The sequence below is a fragment of the Actinoallomurus oryzae genome, from assembly GCF_039541955.1.
Lineage (GTDB): Bacteria > Actinomycetota > Actinomycetes > Streptosporangiales > Streptosporangiaceae > Actinoallomurus > Actinoallomurus oryzae.
Map to the genome: position 1 here is coordinate 521,470 of NZ_BAABHF010000019.1, position 19,901 is coordinate 541,370.

Here is a 19,901-nt window from a genome sequence, read left to right on the forward strand (position 1 = left end):
CTTAGTAGGCCGACGAGACGGACTGCTTCGCGTTGGAGGCGTCGTACTCGCGGTCGGAAATGATCACCTTCTGCGGGATGGCCTCGCCGTTCAGGAACTTGGTCAGGGTCTGGAAGGCGAGCGGCCCGAACCTCGGGTTGGACTCGATGACCGCGGAGATCCAGCCGCCCGGGATCTGCGACACCGCGTTGCGGGTGCCGTCCACCGACACGATCTTGATCTGGCCGGCCTTCTTGCCGGCGCCCTTGAGCGCGGTGACCGCGCCGAGGGCCATCTCGTCGTTCTCGGCGTACAGGCCGTTCACGTCCGGGTTGCTCTGGATGAGCTGCTCGGTGACCTGCTGCCCCTTCTCGCGGGCGAAGTCGCCGGTCTGCTGGAAGGTGATCTGGATGCCGGGCGCCTTCTGCTTCAGCTCGTCCTTGAAGCCGTTGGTGCGGTCGGTCGTGACGTTGTTGCCCGAGGCGCCGAGCAGGATCGCGACCTTGCCCTTGCCGCCGAGCGCCTTGATCATTTGATCGGCGGCGCGCTTGCCCTGCGTGTAGAAGTCCGACCCGATGAAGGTCACGTAGTCCTTGCAGGCGGTGGCGTTGATCTGCCGGTCCACCGTGATGATCGGGATGTGCTTGGCGGCGGCCTGCTGGAGCACCGGCTCCCAGCCGTCGGAGTTGAGCGGGGCGATGACCAGCGCCTGCGCACCCTGGGCGATGAGCTGCTGCACGTCGCTGATCTGCTTGTTGAACTGCGACTGGCCGTTCGTCGTCTTGAGGTTCGCGATGCCGAGCTTCTTGGCCTCGCTCTTGATCGACTGAGTCTCCGCGATGCGGAACGGGTTGGCCTCCTTCTCCGACTGCGAGAAACCCACCACCCCGCTCTTGAGGTCGAACTTGTGAGCGCCGAACTTGTCGATCGTGCACGTCGGCACATTGCCGGCCGGAGTCTGGGCCACCTGCTGCTGGCCCGCGGTGTCCTGGGCGCCGGCCTGCTTGTCGTCCTCGGACTTGGCGCAGCCGGCCGCGGCGAGCGTGAGGAGGGCGACGAACGCTGCCGCGCGTACGCGATGGGTCATGGGGCTGTCCTTCCAGGGTGAGGACGAGATGCCGGTATTGAGCCATTCTCGATCTCGTTCTGTCAATACCGATCGCAAGCTGACCGCAAACCGATCTGAATATTGCATTTGTGATCGGAGGCGTTCATGCTGCATCTGGCCCCGCGTGCCTCTCGCCGGCGCTGACCACCGGCAGATTGGAGCCTCCTCTTGTACGCGCGCAGATCCTCCCGGCGGACCCGTCCCCGGGGTCCGGCCTCCGTCATCGTCCTCGCTCTCGCGCTGGTCACCGCCCTCGCCGCACCCGCCGTGCCGGCCGGAGCCGCGGCGGACGCGCCGAAGGCGCAGACCCAGCTCACCACGCCCTGGACCCACGAAGTCTCGCCGACCAACGCGCTGCCCGACTATCCCCGGCCGCAGCTGACCCGCGCCCGCTGGCAGAACCTCAACGGCACCTGGCAGTTCGCCGAGGCCTCCGCCGCCGGCCAGGCGCCGCCGACGGGACAGACCCTGCCGGAGAAGATCCTCGTGCCGTACCCGGTCGAGTCGATGCTGTCGGGGATCCAGAAGCACGTCGACCACATGTGGTACCGCCGGACCTTCACGGTGCCGCGCTCCTGGCACGGCGACCGGCTGCTGCTGCACTTCCAGGCCGTGGACTACCAGACGGCCGTCTACGTCAACGGCACCAAGGTCGCGACGCACACCGGCGGGTACGACTCCTTCTCCGCCGACGTCACCGGCGCGCTGAAGGGCAGCGGCCCGCAGGAGCTCCTCGTCGCCGTCGACGACACCACCGACATCGACGGCCAGCCGGTCGGCAAGCAGCGCCAGACCGGTGACGGCATCTTCTACACCCCGTCCTCGGGCATCTGGCAGACCGTGTGGATGGAGCCGGTCGCCTCCGCGCACGTCGACCGGGTCGACGCGACGCCCGACCTCGCGGCGAAGGCGCTGCGCGTGACCGTCCAGGCCTCCGGCATCACCACGCAGACCGTCGAGGTCACCGCGTACGCCGGCAAGAAGAAGGTCGGCCGGGTCACCGGGCGGGCCGGGACCGAGCTGGAGCTGCCCGTCCCCCATCCGCACCTGTGGACCCCCGACGACCCGTACCTGTACACGCTGAAGGTGCGGATCCTCGACCGGCACCGCGCCGTGGACGAGGCGGGCTCCTACTTCGGCATGCGCTCGATCGGCCTCGGCAAGGGCCCGGACGGCAAGGTCCGCATGCTGCTCAACGGGAAGTTCGTGATGCAGGTCGGCACCCTGGACCAGGGGTTCTGGCCGGACGGCATCTACACCGCGCCGACCGATACCGCGCTGCGCTTCGACCTGGAGGCGCACAAGAAACTCGGCTTCAACATGGTCCGCAAGCACGTCAAGGTCGAACCCGACCGCTGGTACTACTGGGCGGACCGGCTCGGCCTGCTCGTCTGGCAGGACATGCCCTCGACGTTCGCCTCGCACACGCCGCCGGACACGGTGAAGGCGCAGTTCGAGAGTCAGCTGCACGCGGTCGTCGACCAGCACCGCAGCCACCCCTCGATCGTGACGTGGGTGCCCTTCAACGAGGGCTGGGGCGAGTACGAGCCCGGCCGCGTCGTGAGCGAGATCAAGTCCTGGGACCCCAGCCGGCTCGTGAACGCGGACAGCGGAGTCAACTGCTGCGACTCCCTGCCCGACAACGGTGAGGGCGACATCTACGACAACCACACCTACGTCGGGCCGGGCACTCCCGTCCAGCAGGGCGTCCGCGCGGCCGTGGACGGGGAGTACGGCGGCCTCGGGCTGAAGGTCGACGGCCACATGTTCGACCCGGCGAACGGCTTCGCGTACGAGATGGAGCCGGATCAGGCCACCCTCACCCGCCGCTACACCGAGCTGCAGGGCCAGCTGCTGAAGGTCGAGCAGCGGTGCGGCGTCTCCGCGTCGGTGTACACGCAGATCACCGACGTCGAGGACGAGCTGAACGGCATCTACACCTACGACCGCCGGGTGCTCAAGCCCGGCGCCGACCAGGTACGCGCCGCGAACCTCGCGCTGATCAAGGCGTCCGGCTCGGTCGGCGCCGGCGACGGCACGACCTACCCGCCCGGCACGCCCGGACTCGACGGCGTGAGCTTCTACCCGCTCGACGAGGGTTCCGGCACGGTCACCGAGGACACCGTGGGCACGCACGACGCCTCCCTGGTGAACGGCCCCGCCTGGACGACGGGGCACGCGGGATCGGCGTTGCAGTTCAACGGCTCGAACCAGTACGCCGACACGGGCGCGGCGATCCTGGACACGACCGGGAACTACAGCGTCTCGGCCTGGGTGAAGCTGGACCGGCTCGGCTCCTTCGCCACGGCGGTAAGCCAGGACGGCGACACCAACAGCGCCTTCTACCTGCAGTACTCCGGCCAGGACAACCGGTTCGCCTTCAGCTTCGCCGGCGTCCGGGCCCTCGCGCCGTCCGCGCCGCAGACCGGGCAGTGGTACCACCTGGTCGGCGTCCGCGACGCGGCGAGCGGCACACTCACCCTCTACGTCAACGGCCAGAAGGCCGGCACCGCGGCGGCCTGCCTCGGTGACGCCTCGACGGGCCACACCGTGATCGGCCGCGGCCGCTACGGCGGCAACCCGGTCGACTTCTGGCCCGGCGCCATCGACCAGGTGCACATGTACGACCGTGCCCTGTCGGCCGACGAGGTCGGGCAGCTCTACCAGTCCGGCAAGTGAGCCACGGGAGGGGCCGCCCGGCGGCCCCTCCCGCCCCCGATGGGAGTCCACGTGGAACGACGAACCTTCCTGCGGCGCGGCCTCGCGGCCGGTGGCGGCGCCCTCATCGGACCGGCGGTGACGCGGCCGGCCGCCGCGGAACGCCGCGACGGCGTACGGATCGTGCGCACGGTCGAGGCGCCCTCGGCCGGCGGGCACTACACGCCGAACCGGAACCCGCTGCGCCCCGAACCCTTCCTGCGGCTGCCGCCCGGCAGCGTACGGCCCGGCGGCTGGCTGCGACGCCAGCTCGACCTCCAGGTCGAGGGCCTGAACGGCCGGATGACCGAGGTGTCGGACTATCTGGTGTACGAGACGAACGGCTGGGTCGACCCGGCGAAAGAGGGCTGGGAGGAGCTGCCGTACTGGCTGCGCGGCTTCTCCGACCTCGGGCTGGTCACCGGCGACCGGCGCGTGCGCGACGAGGCCCGGCGCTGGATCGACGGCATCCTCGCCGCGCAGCAGCCGGACGGCTTCTTCGGCCCCGCCTCGCTGCGCACCTCGCTGGAGGGCGGTCCGGACTTCTGGCCGCACATGCCGGTGCTGGACGCGCTGCGCTCCTACGCCGACGCGACCGGAGACGACCGGATCGTCCCATTCCTGACCCGGTTCTTCGCGTTCCAGCACGCCCAGCCGTCCGCGGTGTTCGGACGCGGCTGGGGCGCGTACCGGTGGGGCGACACGATCGACAGCGTCTACTGGACCTACAACCGCACCGGCGAGGCGTGGCTGCTCGACCTCGTCCGCACGATCCACGCGGGGTCGGCCGACTACGTGGGTGGGATCCCGACCTGGCACAACGTCAACCTCGCGCAGGGTTTCCGCGAGCCGCTGCAGTACGGCGTGCTGGCGGGCGACCCGGCGCTGCGCGCGGCCACGTACCGCGACTACGCCACCGTGATGGGCACCTACGGGAGGTTCCCCGGAGGCGGGTTCGCGGGCGACGAGAACTGCCGGCCCTACTTCACCGATCCCCGGCAGGGCTTTGAGACCTGCGGGTTCGTGGAGTTCATGCACAGCTTCGAGCTGCTGACGCGGATCACCGGCGACCCGGTCTGGGCCGACCGCTGCGAGGAGATCGCGGTCAACTCGCTGCCCGCGGCCTTCGACCCCGCCCAGAAGGGCACGCACTACATCACCAGCGCCAACTCCATCGACCTGAGCGACGTCGCCAAGACCCACGGGCAGTTCGACAACGACTTCGCCATGCAGGCCTACAAACCGGGCATCCACCAGTACCGCTGCTGCCCGCACAACTACGGCATGGGCTGGCCCTACTACGCCGAGGAGCTGTGGCTCGCGACCTACGACGCGGGCCTGGCCGCCTCGCTGTACGCGGCCTCGGAGGTGACGGCGAAGGTCGGCGCCGACGGCACGGCCGTGACCGTCACCGAGGAGACCGGCTACCCGTTCGAGGAGACCGTCACGCTGCGCCTGTCCACGCCGCGACCGGTCTCCTTCCCGCTCTACCTGCGGATCCCGGGCTGGTGCGACCGGCCGGCCCTGCGGGTGAACGGCGAGACGCTCCCGCTGAAGGCGGCGCCGCCCTGCTACGCCGTCGTCTCGCGCCTGTGGCGATCCGGCGACCGTGTCGAGCTGCGCCTGCCGATGCGCGCCACCACCCGTACGTGGAACCGCGGGGCGACCTCGGTCTCGTACGGGCCACTGACGTTCTCCCTGGCGATCGAGGAGAAGTGGCGGCGGTCCGGCGGCACCTCGTCGTGGCCCGAGTACGAGGTCGGCGCCGGGTCGCCGTGGAACTACGGCCTGGACGGCTCGTCGTTCGGCGTCCGGCGCCGGGCCGCGACCGGCGACCCGTTCACGCGCCGCGGCGTGCCGATCGAGCTGCGCGCCAAGGCCCGCCGCATCCCACAGTGGCGGGCCGACGACGAGAACGTCGTACGCCCGCTGCAGGACGGCCCGGCGCGGTCGGACGAGCCGCTGGAGACGATCACCCTGGTCCCGATGGGTGCGGCGCGCCTGCGGATCACGACGTTCCCGGTGATCGGCCACGGGCCGGACGCCCACACGTGGATCGTGCCGCCGATCGCCACGGCCTCGCACCTGTGGTCCGGCGACACGACCGAGGCGCTGTACGACGGCGTCTCGCCGTCGAGCTCCGGCGACCAGTCGATCCCGCGGTTCACCTGGTGGGACCACACCGGGAGCCTGGAGTGGGTCCAGTACGACTACGACGAGCCGGTCACGGCCTCGGCCACCGAGGTGTACTGGTTCGACGACACCGGGCAGGGACAGTGCCGGGTGCCGGTGTCGTGGCGCCTGCTGTACCGCGACGGCGACACGTGGCGGCCGGTGGACGCCCCCTCGGCGTACGGGACCGCGCGCGACACCTACAACCGGACCACGTTCACGCCCGTACGGGCCCGGGGGTTCCGGATCGAGGCGCGGCTCGGCGCCGGGGTCTCCGGCGGCATCCTGGAGTGGCGGATCACTCCGTGACCGGAACTCCAATGAAATCGTTCCGTTCCGGGTCGGAACGATATTGAGGAGCGGCCGGCATGCGGACGGCGATCGTCAGGACGCCCGAGGAACTGGCCGTGGTGGACGCTCCGGCACCGGTTCCCGCGGCTCGCCAGGTGCTCATCGAGGTCGACGCCATCGGGGCCGGTTACGTGGACGTCATGGCCCGCCGGGGTGAGTACCGCACTCCCCTCGGCGCGGCGAGCGCCTGCGCGCGCTGGGCGCCACGCGAGTCGTCGACCGGACCCGCTCCGCCCTTCCCGACGATGAGACATACGACGTCATCGTGGACACGGTCGCCGGACCGGCGATGGGGAGGCACCTGCGACTGCTCGGGCCCAACGGGCGCTCGCGGATGGAAGCGCCTTCGGCAAGGTCGTCCTGACCCCTCGATAGGCTGTCCACGCCCCATCACGAGAGTTCGGTGCGGTTTCGGGGAGAAGAACCATGGCACGCCCGCGGGACGAACGAATCGACCACGCGGTCCTGGCCGCCACGAGCGCACTCCTGCGGGACGTGGGTTACCCGGCCCTGACCATGGAGGCCATCGCGCAGCGGGCGGGCACCACGAAGCCGGCCATCCGCCGCCGGTGGAAGAGCCAACGGCATGCCGTGTGGAGACCTCGGCGGGAAGCGTGCATCGCCTCACTGTCGAAGGGAAGAGAGCGCGGCGATCTGCGTCCCGATCTCGACGTCGACCTCGTCCTGGACCTGTTCGCGGCGCCGATCGTCTTCCGTGCGCTCTTCGGGCATCGCGGCCTTGAGCCACGGTTTCCCGAAGACGTGGCGCGCGCCGTACTGTCCGGCGTGGGGACCGGCGAGACCTGCCGCCGCCGGAAGAGCGGCTGACAGGTCCCGCCGGCCGGTCAGCCGGCCAGCTCGGCGAACCTTCCGGGTTCGTAGGAGCCGCCGGGGTTGCGGACGATCACGTTGAGCCGGTTGTTGGCGTTGATCATGGCGATCAGCGAGACCAGTGCGGCGATCTGGTCGTCGTCGTAGTGTTCGCGCACCCGGGCCCAGGTCTCGTCCGACACGCCGGGGTGGGCGTCGGCGATCCGGGTGCCCTCCTCGGTGAGCGCCAGCGCCGCGCGCTCGGCCTCGGTGAACACCGTGGACTCGCGCCAGGCGGCAACGAGGTTGAGGCGGACCGCGGTCTCGCCGACAGCCGTGGCGTCCTTGGTGTGGTAGTCGACGCAGAAACCGCAGCCGTTGATCTGGCTGGCGCGCAGCATCACCAGGTTCTGGATGGTCTCGGACAGCGGCGACTGGACGATGGCCAGGGCGACGTTGTAGATCCGCTTGGCGATTTTCGCGCCGAGCGGGTTGGCCATCAGGTCGAAACGGGCTTCCATGACGTGCTCCTCAGTGTTCGCTGAACGGGATGCCGGCTGTTGATGAGTCATCCGAGGTGGCCGGGCTGGTAGTCGCCACCGCGCTGCCGGACGACGACGCTCATGCGATTGGTGGCGTTGATGAGGGCGATGAGCATCACCAGGTCGGACAGCTGGTCCTCGTCGTAGTGCTCGGCGGCGTTCGCCCAGGCCTCGTCGGTGACGCCACCGGCCGCATCGGCGATGCGAGTGCCCTGCTCGGTCAGCTCCAGGGCGGCGCGCTCGGCGTCGGTGAACACCGCGGACTCACGCCACGCCGCGACCAGGTTGACGCGGGTGGCGGTCTCCCCGGCGTGCGTGGCGTTCTTGCTCCACACGTCGGTGGCGTAACCGTCGCCGTTGATCTGGCTCGCGCGCAGCAGCACGAGCTTCTGGGTCGCGGCGGGCAACGTCGACTCCGCCAGGATCGTCTTGCTCGCCAGGCCGAAGTGCCCGGCGGCCTTGGCGGCGGTCGCGGTGGGATCGCCGAAGAGGTTCAGACGAGCGGTCGTTGTGTGCTCCTTGCCGTTGTAGCCGGTCGAACAGGAGATGCCGGCGACCCCGGCCCTGTGACACCGCATTCGCGTGACGCACGCCACAGGCGCGGACGTCACAGAATGGGGGCCGGCGGCATCTGATGCGTGTGGCAACGTCGAGAAGCGACAGGCAGGAGCCGGAGATGAGCGAGCACGCAGCGGGCGGCACCGGCTCGCCCGCGCACGGGGACCGCACGGACACCGCCACTGAGGCGTTCGTCGCTCACCGCAACCTGCTGTTCACCGTCGCCTACGAGATGCTCGGTTCGGCCGCGGACGCCGAGGACGCCCTGCAGGAGACGTGGTTGCGGTGGGCGAGCGTCGATTTGGACGGAGTGCGCGATCAGCGGGCCTACCTGGTCCGGATCGTCACCCGGCAGGCGCTGATCCGGCTGCGTACGCTCCGCCGTCGCAAGGAGTCCTATGTCGGGCCCTGGTTGCCCGAGCCGCTGCTGACCGCGCCCGACGTGGCCGATGACGTCGAGCTGGCCGACAGCGTCTCGATGGCGATGCTGCTGGTGCTGGAGACCCTCGGGCCGGTCGAACGGGCGGTGTTCGTGCTGCGCGAGGTGTTCGACCTGGACTACGACGAGATCGCCGAAGCCGTCGGCAAGCGCCCGGCCGCCGTTCGCCAGATCGCCCACCGGGCACGGGCGCACGTCGCCGCGCGCCGCCCGCGTGACGTCGTCTCCCCGGCCGAGACCCAGGCCGCGCTCCAGGCCTTCCAACGGTCGGTCGAAACCGGCGACCTGCGGAATCTGCTGGACATCCTCGCGCCGGACGTCGTCTTGCTGACCGACGGCGGCGGCGTCGTGCGGGCCGCGCTGGATCCCGTCGTGGGCGCCGACCGCGTGGCCGCCGTACTGGGCAGGATCGCCGCCGCCGCGTCGCTGCGACCGGCCCGGGTCAACGGCCACCCCGCGTTGACGATCCGGCTGGACGGCGAGATCGACACCGTCCTGGCGGTACGCGTCGACGACGGTCTCATCACCGGTCTGTACGCCGTGCGCAACCCCGAAAAGCTGTCGCGTGTGGAGCGGGAGACCACCCTGCGCCGCTGAGCCGGCGGCCGGTCAGAACTCCAGTACGGCGCGGTAGCGGGCGCGTCCGTGCCGTACGTGGTCGAGCGCCTCTTCCATGCGTGCGACGGGGAAGGTCTCCACGGCCGGGCGGATACCGTGCCGGGCCACGAAGTCGAGCATGAGCCGGATCTGCGCCGGCGGGCCCGTGACACCGCCGACGACGGATCGCTCGCCGGGCAGCAGGCTCTGCGGGTGGACCTTCAGCGGCTCGTCGGGCATTCCGACGACGCAGAGTGTGCCGTGGGGGCGCAAGGTCCTCACGTAGTCGTCCCACGGCAGGTCCGCCGAGACGGTCGACAGGACGAAGTCGAACGCGTTCGCGACCCGCCGCAGCCCGTCCCCCTCCCCCGGCACGACGAAGTCGTGCGCGCCGAACCGGCGGGCGTCGCCCTCCTTGCCGGGGGTGGAGGAGACGGCGGTGACGTGACATCCCCACTTGGCGAGGAACTGGATCGCCAGGTGGCCGAGGCCGCCGACGCCCACGACCGCGACGTGGTCGGTCGGCCGCACGTCGTGCCGCAGCAGCGGCGTGAACACCGTCGTCCCGGCGCACAGGAGCGGCCCCGCCTGCGCGGAGGGGATGACGTCGGGGATGGGGTGGACGTATCGCCAGTCGCTCGCGCGGACGTGGCTGGCGAACCCGCCGCCGGTGCCGCGGACCGCCGTGTTGTCCTTGTCCGGGCACAGGTGCTGCCGGCCGTCGAGGCACCACTCGCACGCGAAGCACGCGCCCGCGGTCGCCCCGACGCCCACCCGCTGCCCGACGGCCAGGCGCGTACGGTCCACGGCGTCACCGAGGGCCGTGATCACGCCGATCGCCTCGTGCCCCGCGACGACCGGGAACGCCGAGATGCCCCACTCGTCGTCGATCATGCCGACGTCGGTCTGGCAGACGCCGCAGTGCGTCACCGCGACGTCGACTTCCAGGGGCCCCAGGGGCGCCGGCTCGTATTCGAGCACCTGAACCGGCCCGCCGGCCCGCTCGACCGCGTACGCATGCGTCGTCAACGTCGTCCTCCGTCATCGCAACTAACTGTTTAGTTGGAAACTATCGCTTCGACGCGAAGTAAACAACTGGTTGGTAAGCTCCCCTCATGCACGTCCGCGACGCCGAGGCCACCCGCCGGCGGCTGCTCGCCGCGGCGACGGCCGACTTCGCCGCCCACGGCATCGCCGGCGCCAGAGTCGACCGCATCGCGAGCGCCGCCGGCGTGAACAAGGCGCAGATCTACGCCTACTTCGGCGACAAGCTCGGGCTCTTCCACGCCGTGTACCGCATGCACGCCGACGCCGTCGTGGACGCCACCCCCTTTACCCCGGACGACCTCCCCGGCTACGCGGCCGACCTGTACGACGCGGCCGTCGCGCGCCCCGAACTGTTCCGCCTGGTCACCTGGGCACGGCTCGAAGGCGTGGGAGCCGACGGACTCGCGGCCGGGGGCGGCGCGGGCGCCTGGAAGGTGCAGGCCATCGCGGAGGCGCAGCGCACCGGCGCCGTCACCGCCGACCTCGACCCGGCCGACGTGCTGGCGCTGGTGACCGCGATGGCCCTGGCGTGGTCCGCGGCCGGCTGGTCCGTGGTCGCCGGCCCCGGCGACCCCGACGCCGACCACGAACGCCGCCGGCGCGCCCTGCGCACCGCCGTGTCGGGCGCCCTCGGAGCCTGACCTCACGCCGCGAGGCACGATTTCCAGCCCCACGGGGCCGTTGACGATGAACGATGCCAGGCTGGCGGGCGCCTGCCGGGACGGGCGAGCTAATGCCGTAGCAGGCAACGTTGCCCTGTTGTGGGTGCTGTCTGCGCACGGTGGCACGGCGGGCACCGAAACCGGGGCAGGCCGGGTCACGGAGATGGCGGAAACTTAAAGGCCCGGCAACGCAAGATCGAAGCCCGCCACAAGCGGCGGGTCCGCCAGGCCCAGCACGAGGCCGCCCGTCAGGTCATCACCTGGGCGACCGCACGCCGGATCGGCACACTCGTGGTCGGGGACCCGCGCGGCGTTCTCGCTCTCAAGGCGGGGCGAAGGCACAACCAGCGGGTCCATGCCTGGCGGATCGCGCACCTGCTCAAGTGTCTGACCGACAAGGCCGAACAAGCCGGAATCGGCCTGGTGCTGGTAGATGAGCGGGGCACCTCCTCGACCTGCCCCACCTGCCGACGGCGGGTTCCCAAACCTGCGAATCGGAACTTCACCTGCACCTGGTGCGGGTTCAGTGGGCACCGCGACCTGGTCGGCGGCGCCAACATCACCCGGCGCGGACCGGGCGACACCATCACCACCGGCAATCCGTTCCCGGTGGTGATCACGCACCGTCGAGCCGGACGGCACCTCCCCGGTGCCGGACGGTCCCGGCGTGACCCCAGACGGTCCCCCCCATCACGGCACCGCACCCGGGGTCCCCTGGCCGGCCGTGGCCCACCCCACCAAAAGTGGGGAGTCGCTCGCCCACCACAGCGAGGATCAGCCAACTCCACCTCCCCAACAAGGCAAACGTTGACTGACACGGCACTAAGGATTCTTGACCGGCGTGCGTGCCGAGGCCATGGCGGCGATGATGCCCTCCTCGGTGACCTCTGGGCCGGTCAGTTCGGCCGCGACAGCTCCGTCGCGCAGCACGACGACGCGGTCGCAGCCGCTGACCAGCTCCTCCAGGTCGGAGGAGATCAGCAGGATGGCGAGGCCACCCACGGCCAGTTCGTCCAGCAGGTCCTGGAGCTGGGCCTTGGCGCCGACGTCGATGCCGCGGGTCGGCTCGTCGAGCAGCAGCACCTTCGGCTGCATGGCGAGCCAGCGGGCCAGCAGCACCTTCTGCTGGTTGCCGCTGGACAGCTCGTCGACCCGCTGCTGCGGCGAGGCCGCCTTGATCTGCAGCCGCCGCATGAACGTCTCCACGATCCGGTCGATGCGCGCGGTGGAGACGACCCCGAACCGCGACAGCCGGGGCAGCGCGGCCAGGCTGATGTTGTCGCGGATCGACAGGCTGCCGATGATGCCCTCGGCCTTGCGGTTCTCCGGCAGCAGGCTGACGCCGGCGCGGATGGCGCCGGTGATGGACCGGTTGCGCAGCGGCGCGCCCGCGACCGTCACCTGCCCGGAGTCCAGCGTCAGCGCGCCCGCGATGGCCTTGGCCGTCTCCGAACGGCCGGCGCCGAGCAGCCCGCCGAGCCCGAGCACCTCGCCCTGGCGCAGCTCGATCGAGACGTCGGCGAGCGCGTGCCGCCGGGTCAGCCCGGTGGCGCGCAGGTACGGCGGGTCGTCCGGCCGCTCGTGCGCCTCGCCCGGGTGCGCCGCCGGCAGCCGTACGGGCGGCCGGCCGAGCATGAGCGAGACCAGGCCGGGCCGGGCGAGCGCGGTCAGCGGACCGGTGTGCACGACCTTGCCCTCGCGCAGCAGGGTGACCCGGTCGCAGATCTCGTACAGCTCCTCGAGCCGGTGGCTCACGTAGAGCACCGACCGGTTCCGTGCGCGCTGCTCCTCGATGACCCGGAAGAGCGTCTCGATCTCGGGCGGCTCCATCACGGCGGTGGGTTCGTCCAGCACGATGACCCGGGCGCCGGCCGCGACGGCACGGGCCAGGGCGACGAGCTTCTGCGCGCCCGCGCCGAGCGAGGCCAGGGGACGCCGCGGGTCGGCGCGCAGGCCGTACGCGGCGAGGATCTCGGCGGCCCGGTGGTGCATCCGCGCGGTGTCGATGAGGCCGAACCGCCCGCGCGGCTCCTCGCCGAGGAACAGGTTGCGGGCGATGCTCATCGAGGGGATGAGGCTGTCGTCCTGATGGACGGCCCGGATGCCGGCGCGCCGCGCGCCGAGGGGACCGTCGAGGGCGAGGGGCTCGCCGTCGCGGCGCAGCCGCCCGCCGTCGGGCCGGTGCACGCCGGTGAGGATCTTCACGAGGGTCGACTTGCCCGCGCCGTTCTCCCCGGCGAGCGCGTGCACCTCGCCCGGGGCGACGGACAGCGAGACGTGATCGAGGGCGAGCACGCCGGAGAAACCCTTGACGATCGCCGCGGCCTCGAGGGCTGGTCGTACCACGAGAGTCCTCCCGCGCTAGCCCGGACCGGTCGCCCCCTGACGATACGAATAGTTGCCCCTGCGGTCGCCTCCGGTCAACCGAGACGGCCGTCCGTCTCAGGATCACCCGTCCAGGGGAGGCGGATCCCCCGGCGTGGGGAGACGCTCACGGCCGCGCGCCGCCAACGTTGAGGGCGTGCGAAGCGAACGATCGTGGGTGAGGCCGGGGGCGCTGGCGTGGGCGTCGGTGTACGGCGGGTTCGGCGTGGTCTGCGCGTCGACCCGGACTCCCCTGTTCACCCGGGGCCCGCATCCCGGGCCGGCCGGGCTGGACTGGGCCGTGGTCGCGGTGGCCGGGGCGGCGGCCGTGGCCGTCCTCTCCCGTGCGCGCGGCCTGCTGTGGGGAGCCTGCGGGCTTTCCGCCGTGTGCGCGTTCGGCCTGCTGATGGACGTGGTCACCCTGCTCTTCGGCGAGGGCGTGGACGGTACGGCGGCGGCCACCGGCCACGCGCTCGCCGCGACCGGCACGGTCCTGCTCGCCGTGTCCGCCCGCCGTCCCCGGCCGGCCGGGCCCGCGGCGACGGGCGAACCGCCCGCGCCCGCCTCCCGGCGCGAACGGGCGGTCGCCTGGGCCGGGGCGCTGGCGTTCGTCCCGTACGCGGCGATGAAGACGGTCTGGGCGACGGGCGGCACGTTCGCGGGCATGGACGGCGCGCGGATGCTCGCCGCGGCCCGGCGCAACGGCACCTCCGGCCTGTGGCTGACGCTGGAGTCGTGGGGCGTGGACGCCACCGCGCTGCTCGCCGCGCTCGGCATCTTCCTGATCTTCGGGCTGGTGTACCCGTGGGGGCTGCGTTTCCCGCGCTGGGCTCTCGGGCTGCGCGGGCGGCGGGTGCCCCGCTGGCTGCCGCTGACGCCCGCCCTGCTCGGCGCCGCGACGCTCGCCCCGTACGGGATCGCCGGCGTCGGTTACGCCGCCCTCGGCACGGCCGGCGTCGTCACCGTGCCGCGCGGGGACTTCCCCACCTCGGCGGACGCCCTGGTGGTGAGCTGGATCGGCCTCGGCGCCTTCGGCATGTACGGCGTCGCGCTGGCCGTCGCCGCCCGCTCGTACTGGCTCCGCACCCGGGGAGACCGGCCGGGCGCCTCCGTACCCGGCCGTTAGATTGTTCAGTCAGGAGGTGACGTGGGGTGTCGGGGTACGCGGAGTGGCCTGGGCGTCTCGCCGGGGCGACGATGTGGCGGAACGTCGCCGCCGGCGACGAACAGCGCGTCGTCCCCGACGGCGTCATGGACCTGATGTGGTACGAAGATCGTCTCGTGGTCGCCGGCCCGGACACGGCCACCGTGGCCGTCGCGACCCGTCCCGGCGCCGCGACGTGGGGCCTGCGCCTCCCGCCCGGCGTCGCGCACGCGCTGCTTGGTGTCCCCGCCTGTGAGCTGACCGACCACCGCGTCGACCTGGCCGACCTCGCTCCGGTGCCCGGCGAGGCACTCGCCTCGGCCGAGGACGACGTCCCCGTGATGCTCGAACGCGTCCTCCTGGCGCTCTGGCGGCGGGCGGCCCCGGACCCGTCCGTCCTCCGCCTGGCCGCCTCGCTCGACCGCGCCGCACGAGGCCGCCGGTCCGTCCGGGAGATCGCCGCCGACCACGGCCTGTCGGACCGTACGCTGCGACGGACCGGCGACCGGTTGTTCGGCTACGGCCTGAAGACGCTGATGGGCATCCACCGATTCCAGTACGCCCTTCAGCTGGCCCGTACGGGCACCGCGTTGAGCGAGGCCGCCGCGACCGCGGGCTACTTCGACCAGGCGCACCTCAGCCGGGAGGCCCGTCGCCTCGCCGGAGCCACCCCGGGTGCCCTGCTGAGGTGAGACGCGTCGGCGGTGGCCGATTCGTCCAATCGCCGGGCGGCGGCGCCATGGCATCGTCTCGGTCATGAGCATCGATCTCGGCCGGGCGGCATCGTTCATGGCAGCGTACGGGCGCGTCCTCGACAGGCGCCGATTCGAACTGGCCCGCGGGAACGACACCGCGGACACCCGCGCGGCCGTCCTCGCCGCGATCGGCGGTTACCGGAATCCCGACGGCGGCTACGGGTGGGGGCTCGAGCCCGATCTTCGCGCGCGCGAAAGCCAGCCGGGCGGCGCCCTCCACGCGCTCGAGGCCATCGCCGACGCGGCTCCCGCGACCTCGCCGCACGCGGTCGCTCTTCTCGACTGGCTCCGGTCCGTCACCCTGCCCGACGGCGGGCTGCCCTTCGCGCTGCCCCTCGGCGACCCCGCCGCCTGTGCGCCGTTCTGGGCGCAGGCGAACCCGCGGGAGTCCTCCCTGCAGATCACCGCCGCGGTCGCGGCCCAGGCGCACCGGGCCGCCCGATCGGATGAGAACCTCAGGGACCATCCGTGGCTGGCCACGGCCACGCGATACTGCTTCGAGGCGATCCGCGCCATCGACGAGGCTCCCTTCGCCTACGTCCTGTCGTTCGCGCTCCAGTTCCTCGACGCCGCCGACTCCCAGCCCGAGGCCCATGAGCTTCTCGAACACCTCGCCCCGTACGTCCCGCCGGACGGCGCGGTCCCGGTCGCCGGAGGAGCCGAGGGAGAGACGCTTCACCTGCTCGACTTCGCCCCCGAACCGGGCCGTCCCGTACGCGCCCTGCTCGATGACCGCGCCGTCGCCGACGACCTCGACCGGCTGGAGCGCGGACAGCGGCCCGACGGCGGATGGGCCGTCGACTTCACCGCCTACTCCCCGGCGGCGGAGCTGGAGTGGCGTGGCCACGCCACCGTCCGCGCCGTCGCGGTCCTCAGAATGAACGGCCGCTGACCCGGGCCACCGCGGGCCCGATCCCGCGCGCCGGCCGCGAGCCCGGACGTGTCAGGAGGCCGGGGTGTCGACGGCCGGCTTGAGCACCTCTCTGCACCAGGTGCGGAAGTCCGTGGGGGTGGGCTCGGCGATCGCCCAGTCCGCGTCGTAGATGCCGTGGTCCTGCGCGGCGAAGGCCTCGGTCACGTCCTTGACCGTCCGGTCGCCGGCGCCCCGGGAGCGGAGCAGCGACGCGTAGTCGTCGACGCTCATGCGCCGGTAGGTGACCGGACGCCCGAGTTCCTGGCTGATCACCTCGGCCATACCGTCAGGGGTCAGCCGGTCGGGGCCGAACACGGGGAGGTTCTCCTGCCCGGTCCAGGACCGATCGGTGAGCAGGTCGGCGGCGGTGCCGGCGATGTCCCGCGTCGCGATCAGCGCCAGCGGCACGTCACCCGCACAGGTCAGGGAGAACGCACCCTGCCCGCGGATCGCGTCGAGTTGCCGGAGGAGGTTCTCCATGTAGAAGGGCATGGACAACGCCCGGTAGGCCGCACCGGACGTGCCGAGTTCGGCGTCCATCGCGAAGGCCGCCGACAGGACGCCCGCCGGGGTCGGCCAGCCGTGCCCGGCGCTGGACACTCCCACGACGTGGCCGACGCCGTGGCGGGCGATGGCGGCGGCGCCCGCCCGGGCGAAACCGAGATAGTGCTCCTCGGCGCTCGGCGCCCGCGGGTTCGGCGGGACGAGCCAGAACAGCGCTTCGGCGCCCGGCAGCGCCTTGTCGAGCACGGCGGGATCGTCGTGGGAGCCCTCGACGGTCTCGACTCGCTCGCGGACCGTGTCATCCAGACGCGAGGCGTCACGGGCGATGACCCGGACCTCCTTGTCCCGGTCGAGTAGCCGGCGGACCAGCGGGCCGCCGATCTGTCCTGTCGGTGTGGTGACGACGATCATCGAATCTCCTCTAACATGAACATGAACTCCGGTTCCGAATATAGGAGCGGCCTCCGTGGGGCGTCAACTAGAGTGAGGTGACCATGACCGCTCCCGAACGCTCGCTGCGCGCCGACGCACGGCGCAACCGCGAGGCCGTCCTCGACGCCGCCGGCGAGCTGTTCGCCCAGCGAGGCGACGCCGTGCAGATGGACGAGATCGCCGAGCGCGCCGGCCTGGGCGTCGGCACTCTCTACCGGCACTTCGCCGACAAGCAGGCGCTACTCGCGGCGATCATCGGCCGCCGGTTCGAGGCGATGACCGCCCTCGCCCGCACCGCCGACGAGGCCGAGGATCCCTGGATGGCGTTCGAGACGCTGCTCTACGGCTACCTGGAGTCCGCACAGGCCGACGCCGCGTTCCGCTTCGCGCTCCTCGGCCCGGAAGAGCCGAGCTGGAGTGACATCGCCGCCGAGAAGACGGATTTCGCGGCGATCACCGAACGCATCGTGCGGCGTGCCGTCGACGCCGGCCGCCTCCGTGCGGACTTCCGCGCCGATGACTTCATCCTCATCACCCGTGGCGCCATGGCGAACATGACCGGCGCCGACGGCTGGCGCAGACACGTCACGCTCGTGCTCGAGGGCATCCGCGGCCCCGGACGCTAACCCGGGCCGGGTCCTAGAGACGGGCCACGTGGAGACGGACGCCGCGGGCGCTCAGTTCGTACAGCTCCTCCTGGGGAGCGGCGTCGCCGGTGACCAGGTGGGCGATCTCGTCGGCGGGGACCGTCTGGACCATGGTGTTCACGCCGATCTTGGTGTGGTCGGCGAGCACGACGACCTCTTCGGCGGACGCGGCGAGGGCCTTGTCGGTGCTGGCGACCTGCATGTTCGGCGTGGACAGGCCGCGTTCGGCGGTGAGGCCGTTGCCGGAGATGAACGCGCGGCGCGTGCGCAGGCCCGCGAGCGAGCGTTCGGCGGCGCTGCCGACGAGGGCCTGGACGGGGCCGCGCAGCATGCCGCCGGTCATCACCACCTCGATGCGCGGCGACGCCGACAGGGCCTGCGCCACGAGGAGGGAGTTGGTCACCACCGTCAGGTCGGTGTGGCCGGTCAGCCGCTGGGCGAGCGCGTGCGTGGTGGTGCCGGGTCCGATCACCACGGCGTCGCCGTCCTCGACGAGCGCCACGGCCAGGTCGGCGATGGCCGCCTTCTCCGCCTTGGCCACCTGGGCCTTCTGCAGGTGGGTCGGCTCGCGCGACAGTTCCCCGGGCAGGGACGCGCCGCCGTGGTGGCGGTCGATCAGGCCGTCGGCCTCCAGCGCCCGTACGTCGCGGCGGACGGTGACCTCCGAGGACTGCACGGCCTCGGCGAGCTGCCGCAGGGACAGGGTGCCGTTCGCGCGGAGCAGTTCGAGGATCCGCACGCGCCGCTCGGCGCCGAAGACCGGCTTGCGCCCGTCCGCCGCTCCCTGGAGGTCGCTCACGCTTCTCCCATGCCCTGACCGAATGTGAACGGTTCCGATCGTAGTTCGGGACGGGGAGAGTTTCCCTACGGCCTACGATGTCGCGAAGCCGCGGCTGCGCGCGAGCGCGGCGAGCTCCGGCCAGTCCTCGCCCGAGTGGGCGTGGTCGGGCACCAGGCAACCGAGCGTGATCGGAAGCGGGATCCGGTAACGCGACGCCGTGAGGTTCGGCGCATCGGTGAAGTCCAGGACCTCGGCGAGGTTGTTCGCGGCGGCGTCGCGTACGGTCAGCGGCTCCAGGCCGAACCTCCACTCGATCATCTTCAGCACCGAGGTGTGGTCGTACAGGCCGTGCGCCACGTGACCGCGCCGCGCCCGCGGGGAGATGACCACGCACGGCACGCGGAACCCGCGCAGCCCGGCGCCCAGGTCGGGGTTCGGGTCGGGGCCGACCGGCGGCGGGACGTGGTCGAAGAAGCCGCCCCACTCGTCATAGGTGATCACCAGGACGGTGCGCTCCCAGTTCGGGCTGGTCACGATCGCGTCGTGGACCTTGCCGAGGAAGTGCTGGCCGAGGCGGATGTCGGCGAGCGGGTGCTCGTCCTCGGACATGCCGGGGACCGCCTCGCCGAGGAAGCCCGGGTCCACGTACGACACCGGCGGCAGCGTGCCGGTCGCCGCGGCCAGGTAGAACTCGGTGATCTGGCGGCTGATGCCCAGGTACTTGGTGCCCCACAGCGCGGTGATCGGCACGTCGCTGTAGAAGTAGCGGCCGGTGACGCCCTTGTCGGCGAGCCGGTCCCAGATCGCCGGCATGGTCGCGATCTTCTCGACCGAGGTCGTCGTCCGGTCGGTCTGGGCGGAGTGCAGGAAGAACCGGTTCGGGAACGTCGGAGCCATCATGGCGGCGAAATAACGGTCGCAGACGGTCCACTCGCGCGCCGCGCGCCCGTAGAAGGCCAGGTCGGCGGCCTCGAAGTAGCCGATGGACAGCTCGTCGTTGGACCCGGCCCGCAGCCAGCCGTCGCACGCGCCGTCGTTGAACTCCGTCCGGCCGCCCCCGTAGGAGTGGTCCGGGTCGTTGAAGCCGCACCCGGCCGGAGTGGTCAGGTGGTGGGTGTCGTGCGCGACGCCGTTCGCGTCCGTGTAGGTCAGCCCGGCCTGCCGGCCGTCCGCGCCCGGGAGCCAGCCGAGGTAGTGGTCGAAGGAGCGGTTCTCCATCATGACGACGACGATGTGGTCGATGCCGGACTCGCCGGGGTCCGGAAGCGCCGCCGCGGTCGCCTCGGCGGCCCGGGCCCGCCGGGGAGCGGCCACGCCCGCCGCGACCGCTCCCGCGGTTCCCGCGATGAATCCGCGCCGGCTCACATCGTTCACGGTCGTCTCCTCACGTCCCGGGGCT

17 protein-coding genes and 1 pseudogene are annotated in these 19,901 nt (G+C 71.8%); 10 read left to right on the forward strand and 8 right to left on the reverse strand.

Translation table 11 applies throughout. From position 1 onward, the window contains the following. Position 1: 1 nt before the first annotated feature. Entirely contained in the window at positions 2 to 1,066 is a 1,065-nt protein-coding gene (locus ABEA10_RS16590; RefSeq protein ID WP_329238699.1) for an ABC transporter substrate-binding protein, read from the reverse strand. Between the two features lie 189 nt (positions 1,067 to 1,255). Here ABEA10_RS16590 and ABEA10_RS16595 point away from each other — a divergent pair, with 189 nt between their 5' ends. From ABEA10_RS16595 to ABEA10_RS16605, 3 genes are all read left to right on the forward strand, one after another. Continuing rightward, a complete protein-coding gene (locus ABEA10_RS16595) occupies positions 1,256 to 3,766 on the forward strand; it encodes a LamG-like jellyroll fold domain-containing protein (RefSeq protein WP_345464446.1) in 2,511 nt (836 codons plus the stop codon). A 51-nt stretch (positions 3,767 to 3,817) separates the two neighbouring features. After that, a complete protein-coding gene (locus ABEA10_RS16600) occupies positions 3,818 to 6,265 on the forward strand; it encodes a beta-L-arabinofuranosidase domain-containing protein (protein ID WP_345464448.1) in 2,448 nt (815 codons plus the stop codon). Positions 6,266 to 6,733: 468 nt separating this feature from the next. Then, positions 6,734 to 7,135, forward strand: a complete 402-nt coding sequence (locus ABEA10_RS16605; protein ID WP_345464452.1) for a TetR/AcrR family transcriptional regulator C-terminal ligand-binding domain-containing protein — start codon at positions 6,734 to 6,736, stop codon at positions 7,133 to 7,135. A gap of 17 nt (positions 7,136 to 7,152) precedes the next feature. Here the strand turns inward: ABEA10_RS16605 and ABEA10_RS16610 are convergent, their stop codons facing one another. After that, positions 7,153 to 7,638, reverse strand: a complete 486-nt coding sequence (locus tag ABEA10_RS16610) for a carboxymuconolactone decarboxylase family protein (RefSeq protein WP_345464454.1) — start codon at positions 7,636 to 7,638, stop codon at positions 7,153 to 7,155. Between the two features lie 47 nt (positions 7,639 to 7,685). Further along, positions 7,686 to 8,237 carry a carboxymuconolactone decarboxylase family protein gene (locus tag ABEA10_RS16615; RefSeq protein ID WP_345464457.1) on the reverse strand — a complete coding sequence of 184 codons (552 nt, stop codon included), beginning with the start codon at positions 8,235 to 8,237 and terminating at the stop codon, positions 7,686 to 7,688. Positions 8,238 to 8,335: 98 nt separating this feature from the next. Between ABEA10_RS16615 and ABEA10_RS16620 the strand changes: the two genes are divergently transcribed. Next, positions 8,336 to 9,253 carry an RNA polymerase sigma-70 factor gene (locus ABEA10_RS16620; protein ID WP_345464460.1) on the forward strand — a complete coding sequence of 306 codons (918 nt, stop codon included), beginning with the start codon at positions 8,336 to 8,338 and terminating at the stop codon, positions 9,251 to 9,253. Between the two features lie 12 nt (positions 9,254 to 9,265). Here ABEA10_RS16620 and ABEA10_RS16625 read toward each other — a convergent pair whose 3' ends face one another. Continuing rightward, positions 9,266 to 10,282: an NAD(P)-dependent alcohol dehydrogenase gene (locus ABEA10_RS16625; protein ID WP_345464463.1), complete on the reverse strand. Its 1,017-nt coding sequence runs from the start codon at positions 10,280 to 10,282 to the stop codon at positions 9,266 to 9,268. Between the two features lie 86 nt (positions 10,283 to 10,368). Here ABEA10_RS16625 and ABEA10_RS16630 point away from each other — a divergent pair, with 86 nt between their 5' ends. Both ABEA10_RS16630 and ABEA10_RS51125 read left to right on the forward strand, forming a co-directional pair. Beyond that, positions 10,369 to 10,941: a TetR/AcrR family transcriptional regulator gene (locus ABEA10_RS16630; RefSeq protein WP_345464466.1), complete on the forward strand. Its 573-nt coding sequence runs from the start codon at positions 10,369 to 10,371 to the stop codon at positions 10,939 to 10,941. Positions 10,942 to 11,061: 120 nt separating this feature from the next. After that, a pseudogene (locus ABEA10_RS51125) lies at positions 11,062 to 11,511 on the forward strand (zinc ribbon domain-containing protein); the annotation flags it as partial. 273 nt (positions 11,512 to 11,784) lie between these two features. On the opposite strand, the gene ABEA10_RS16635 reads toward ABEA10_RS51125, so the two are convergent. Then, entirely contained in the window at positions 11,785 to 13,308 is a 1,524-nt protein-coding gene (locus tag ABEA10_RS16635; protein ID WP_345464469.1) for a sugar ABC transporter ATP-binding protein, read from the reverse strand. A 175-nt stretch (positions 13,309 to 13,483) separates the two neighbouring features. On the opposite strand from ABEA10_RS16635, the gene ABEA10_RS16640 reads away from it, so the two are divergent. The 3 genes from ABEA10_RS16640 (at position 13,484) to ABEA10_RS16650 (ending at position 16,117) form a co-directional block, all read left to right on the forward strand. Beyond that, positions 13,484 to 14,452, forward strand: coding sequence for a hypothetical protein (locus ABEA10_RS16640; protein ID WP_345464472.1), 969 nt, complete (start codon positions 13,484 to 13,486; stop codon positions 14,450 to 14,452). Between the two features lie 26 nt (positions 14,453 to 14,478). Next, on the forward strand, positions 14,479 to 15,162 hold the full coding sequence (locus ABEA10_RS16645) for a helix-turn-helix domain-containing protein (protein ID WP_345464475.1): 684 nt from the start codon (positions 14,479 to 14,481) through the stop codon (positions 15,160 to 15,162). Positions 15,163 to 15,226: 64 nt separating this feature from the next. Further along, complete coding sequence (locus tag ABEA10_RS16650) at positions 15,227 to 16,117, forward strand: hypothetical protein (protein ID WP_345464478.1); 891 nt, start codon at positions 15,227 to 15,229, stop codon at positions 16,115 to 16,117. A 51-nt stretch (positions 16,118 to 16,168) separates the two neighbouring features. On the opposite strand, the gene ABEA10_RS16655 is transcribed toward ABEA10_RS16650, so the two are convergent. Then, on the reverse strand, positions 16,169 to 17,053 hold the full coding sequence (locus ABEA10_RS16655) for an NAD(P)H-binding protein (RefSeq protein ID WP_345464481.1): 885 nt from the start codon (positions 17,051 to 17,053) through the stop codon (positions 16,169 to 16,171). A gap of 83 nt (positions 17,054 to 17,136) precedes the next feature. Here ABEA10_RS16655 and ABEA10_RS16660 point away from each other — a divergent pair, with 83 nt between their 5' ends. Continuing rightward, positions 17,137 to 17,700: a TetR/AcrR family transcriptional regulator gene (locus tag ABEA10_RS16660; RefSeq protein ID WP_345464484.1), complete on the forward strand. Its 564-nt coding sequence runs from the start codon at positions 17,137 to 17,139 to the stop codon at positions 17,698 to 17,700. Positions 17,701 to 17,713: 13 nt separating this feature from the next. Here the strand turns inward: ABEA10_RS16660 and ABEA10_RS16665 are convergent, their stop codons facing one another. Both ABEA10_RS16665 and ABEA10_RS16670 read right to left on the reverse strand, forming a co-directional pair. Then, entirely contained in the window at positions 17,714 to 18,520 is an 807-nt protein-coding gene (locus ABEA10_RS16665) for a DeoR/GlpR family DNA-binding transcription regulator (protein WP_345464487.1), read from the reverse strand. Between the two features lie 72 nt (positions 18,521 to 18,592). Then, positions 18,593 to 19,876, reverse strand: a complete 1,284-nt coding sequence (locus ABEA10_RS16670; RefSeq protein ID WP_345464490.1) for an alkaline phosphatase family protein — start codon at positions 19,874 to 19,876, stop codon at positions 18,593 to 18,595. Positions 19,877 to 19,901 lie beyond the last annotated feature (25 nt).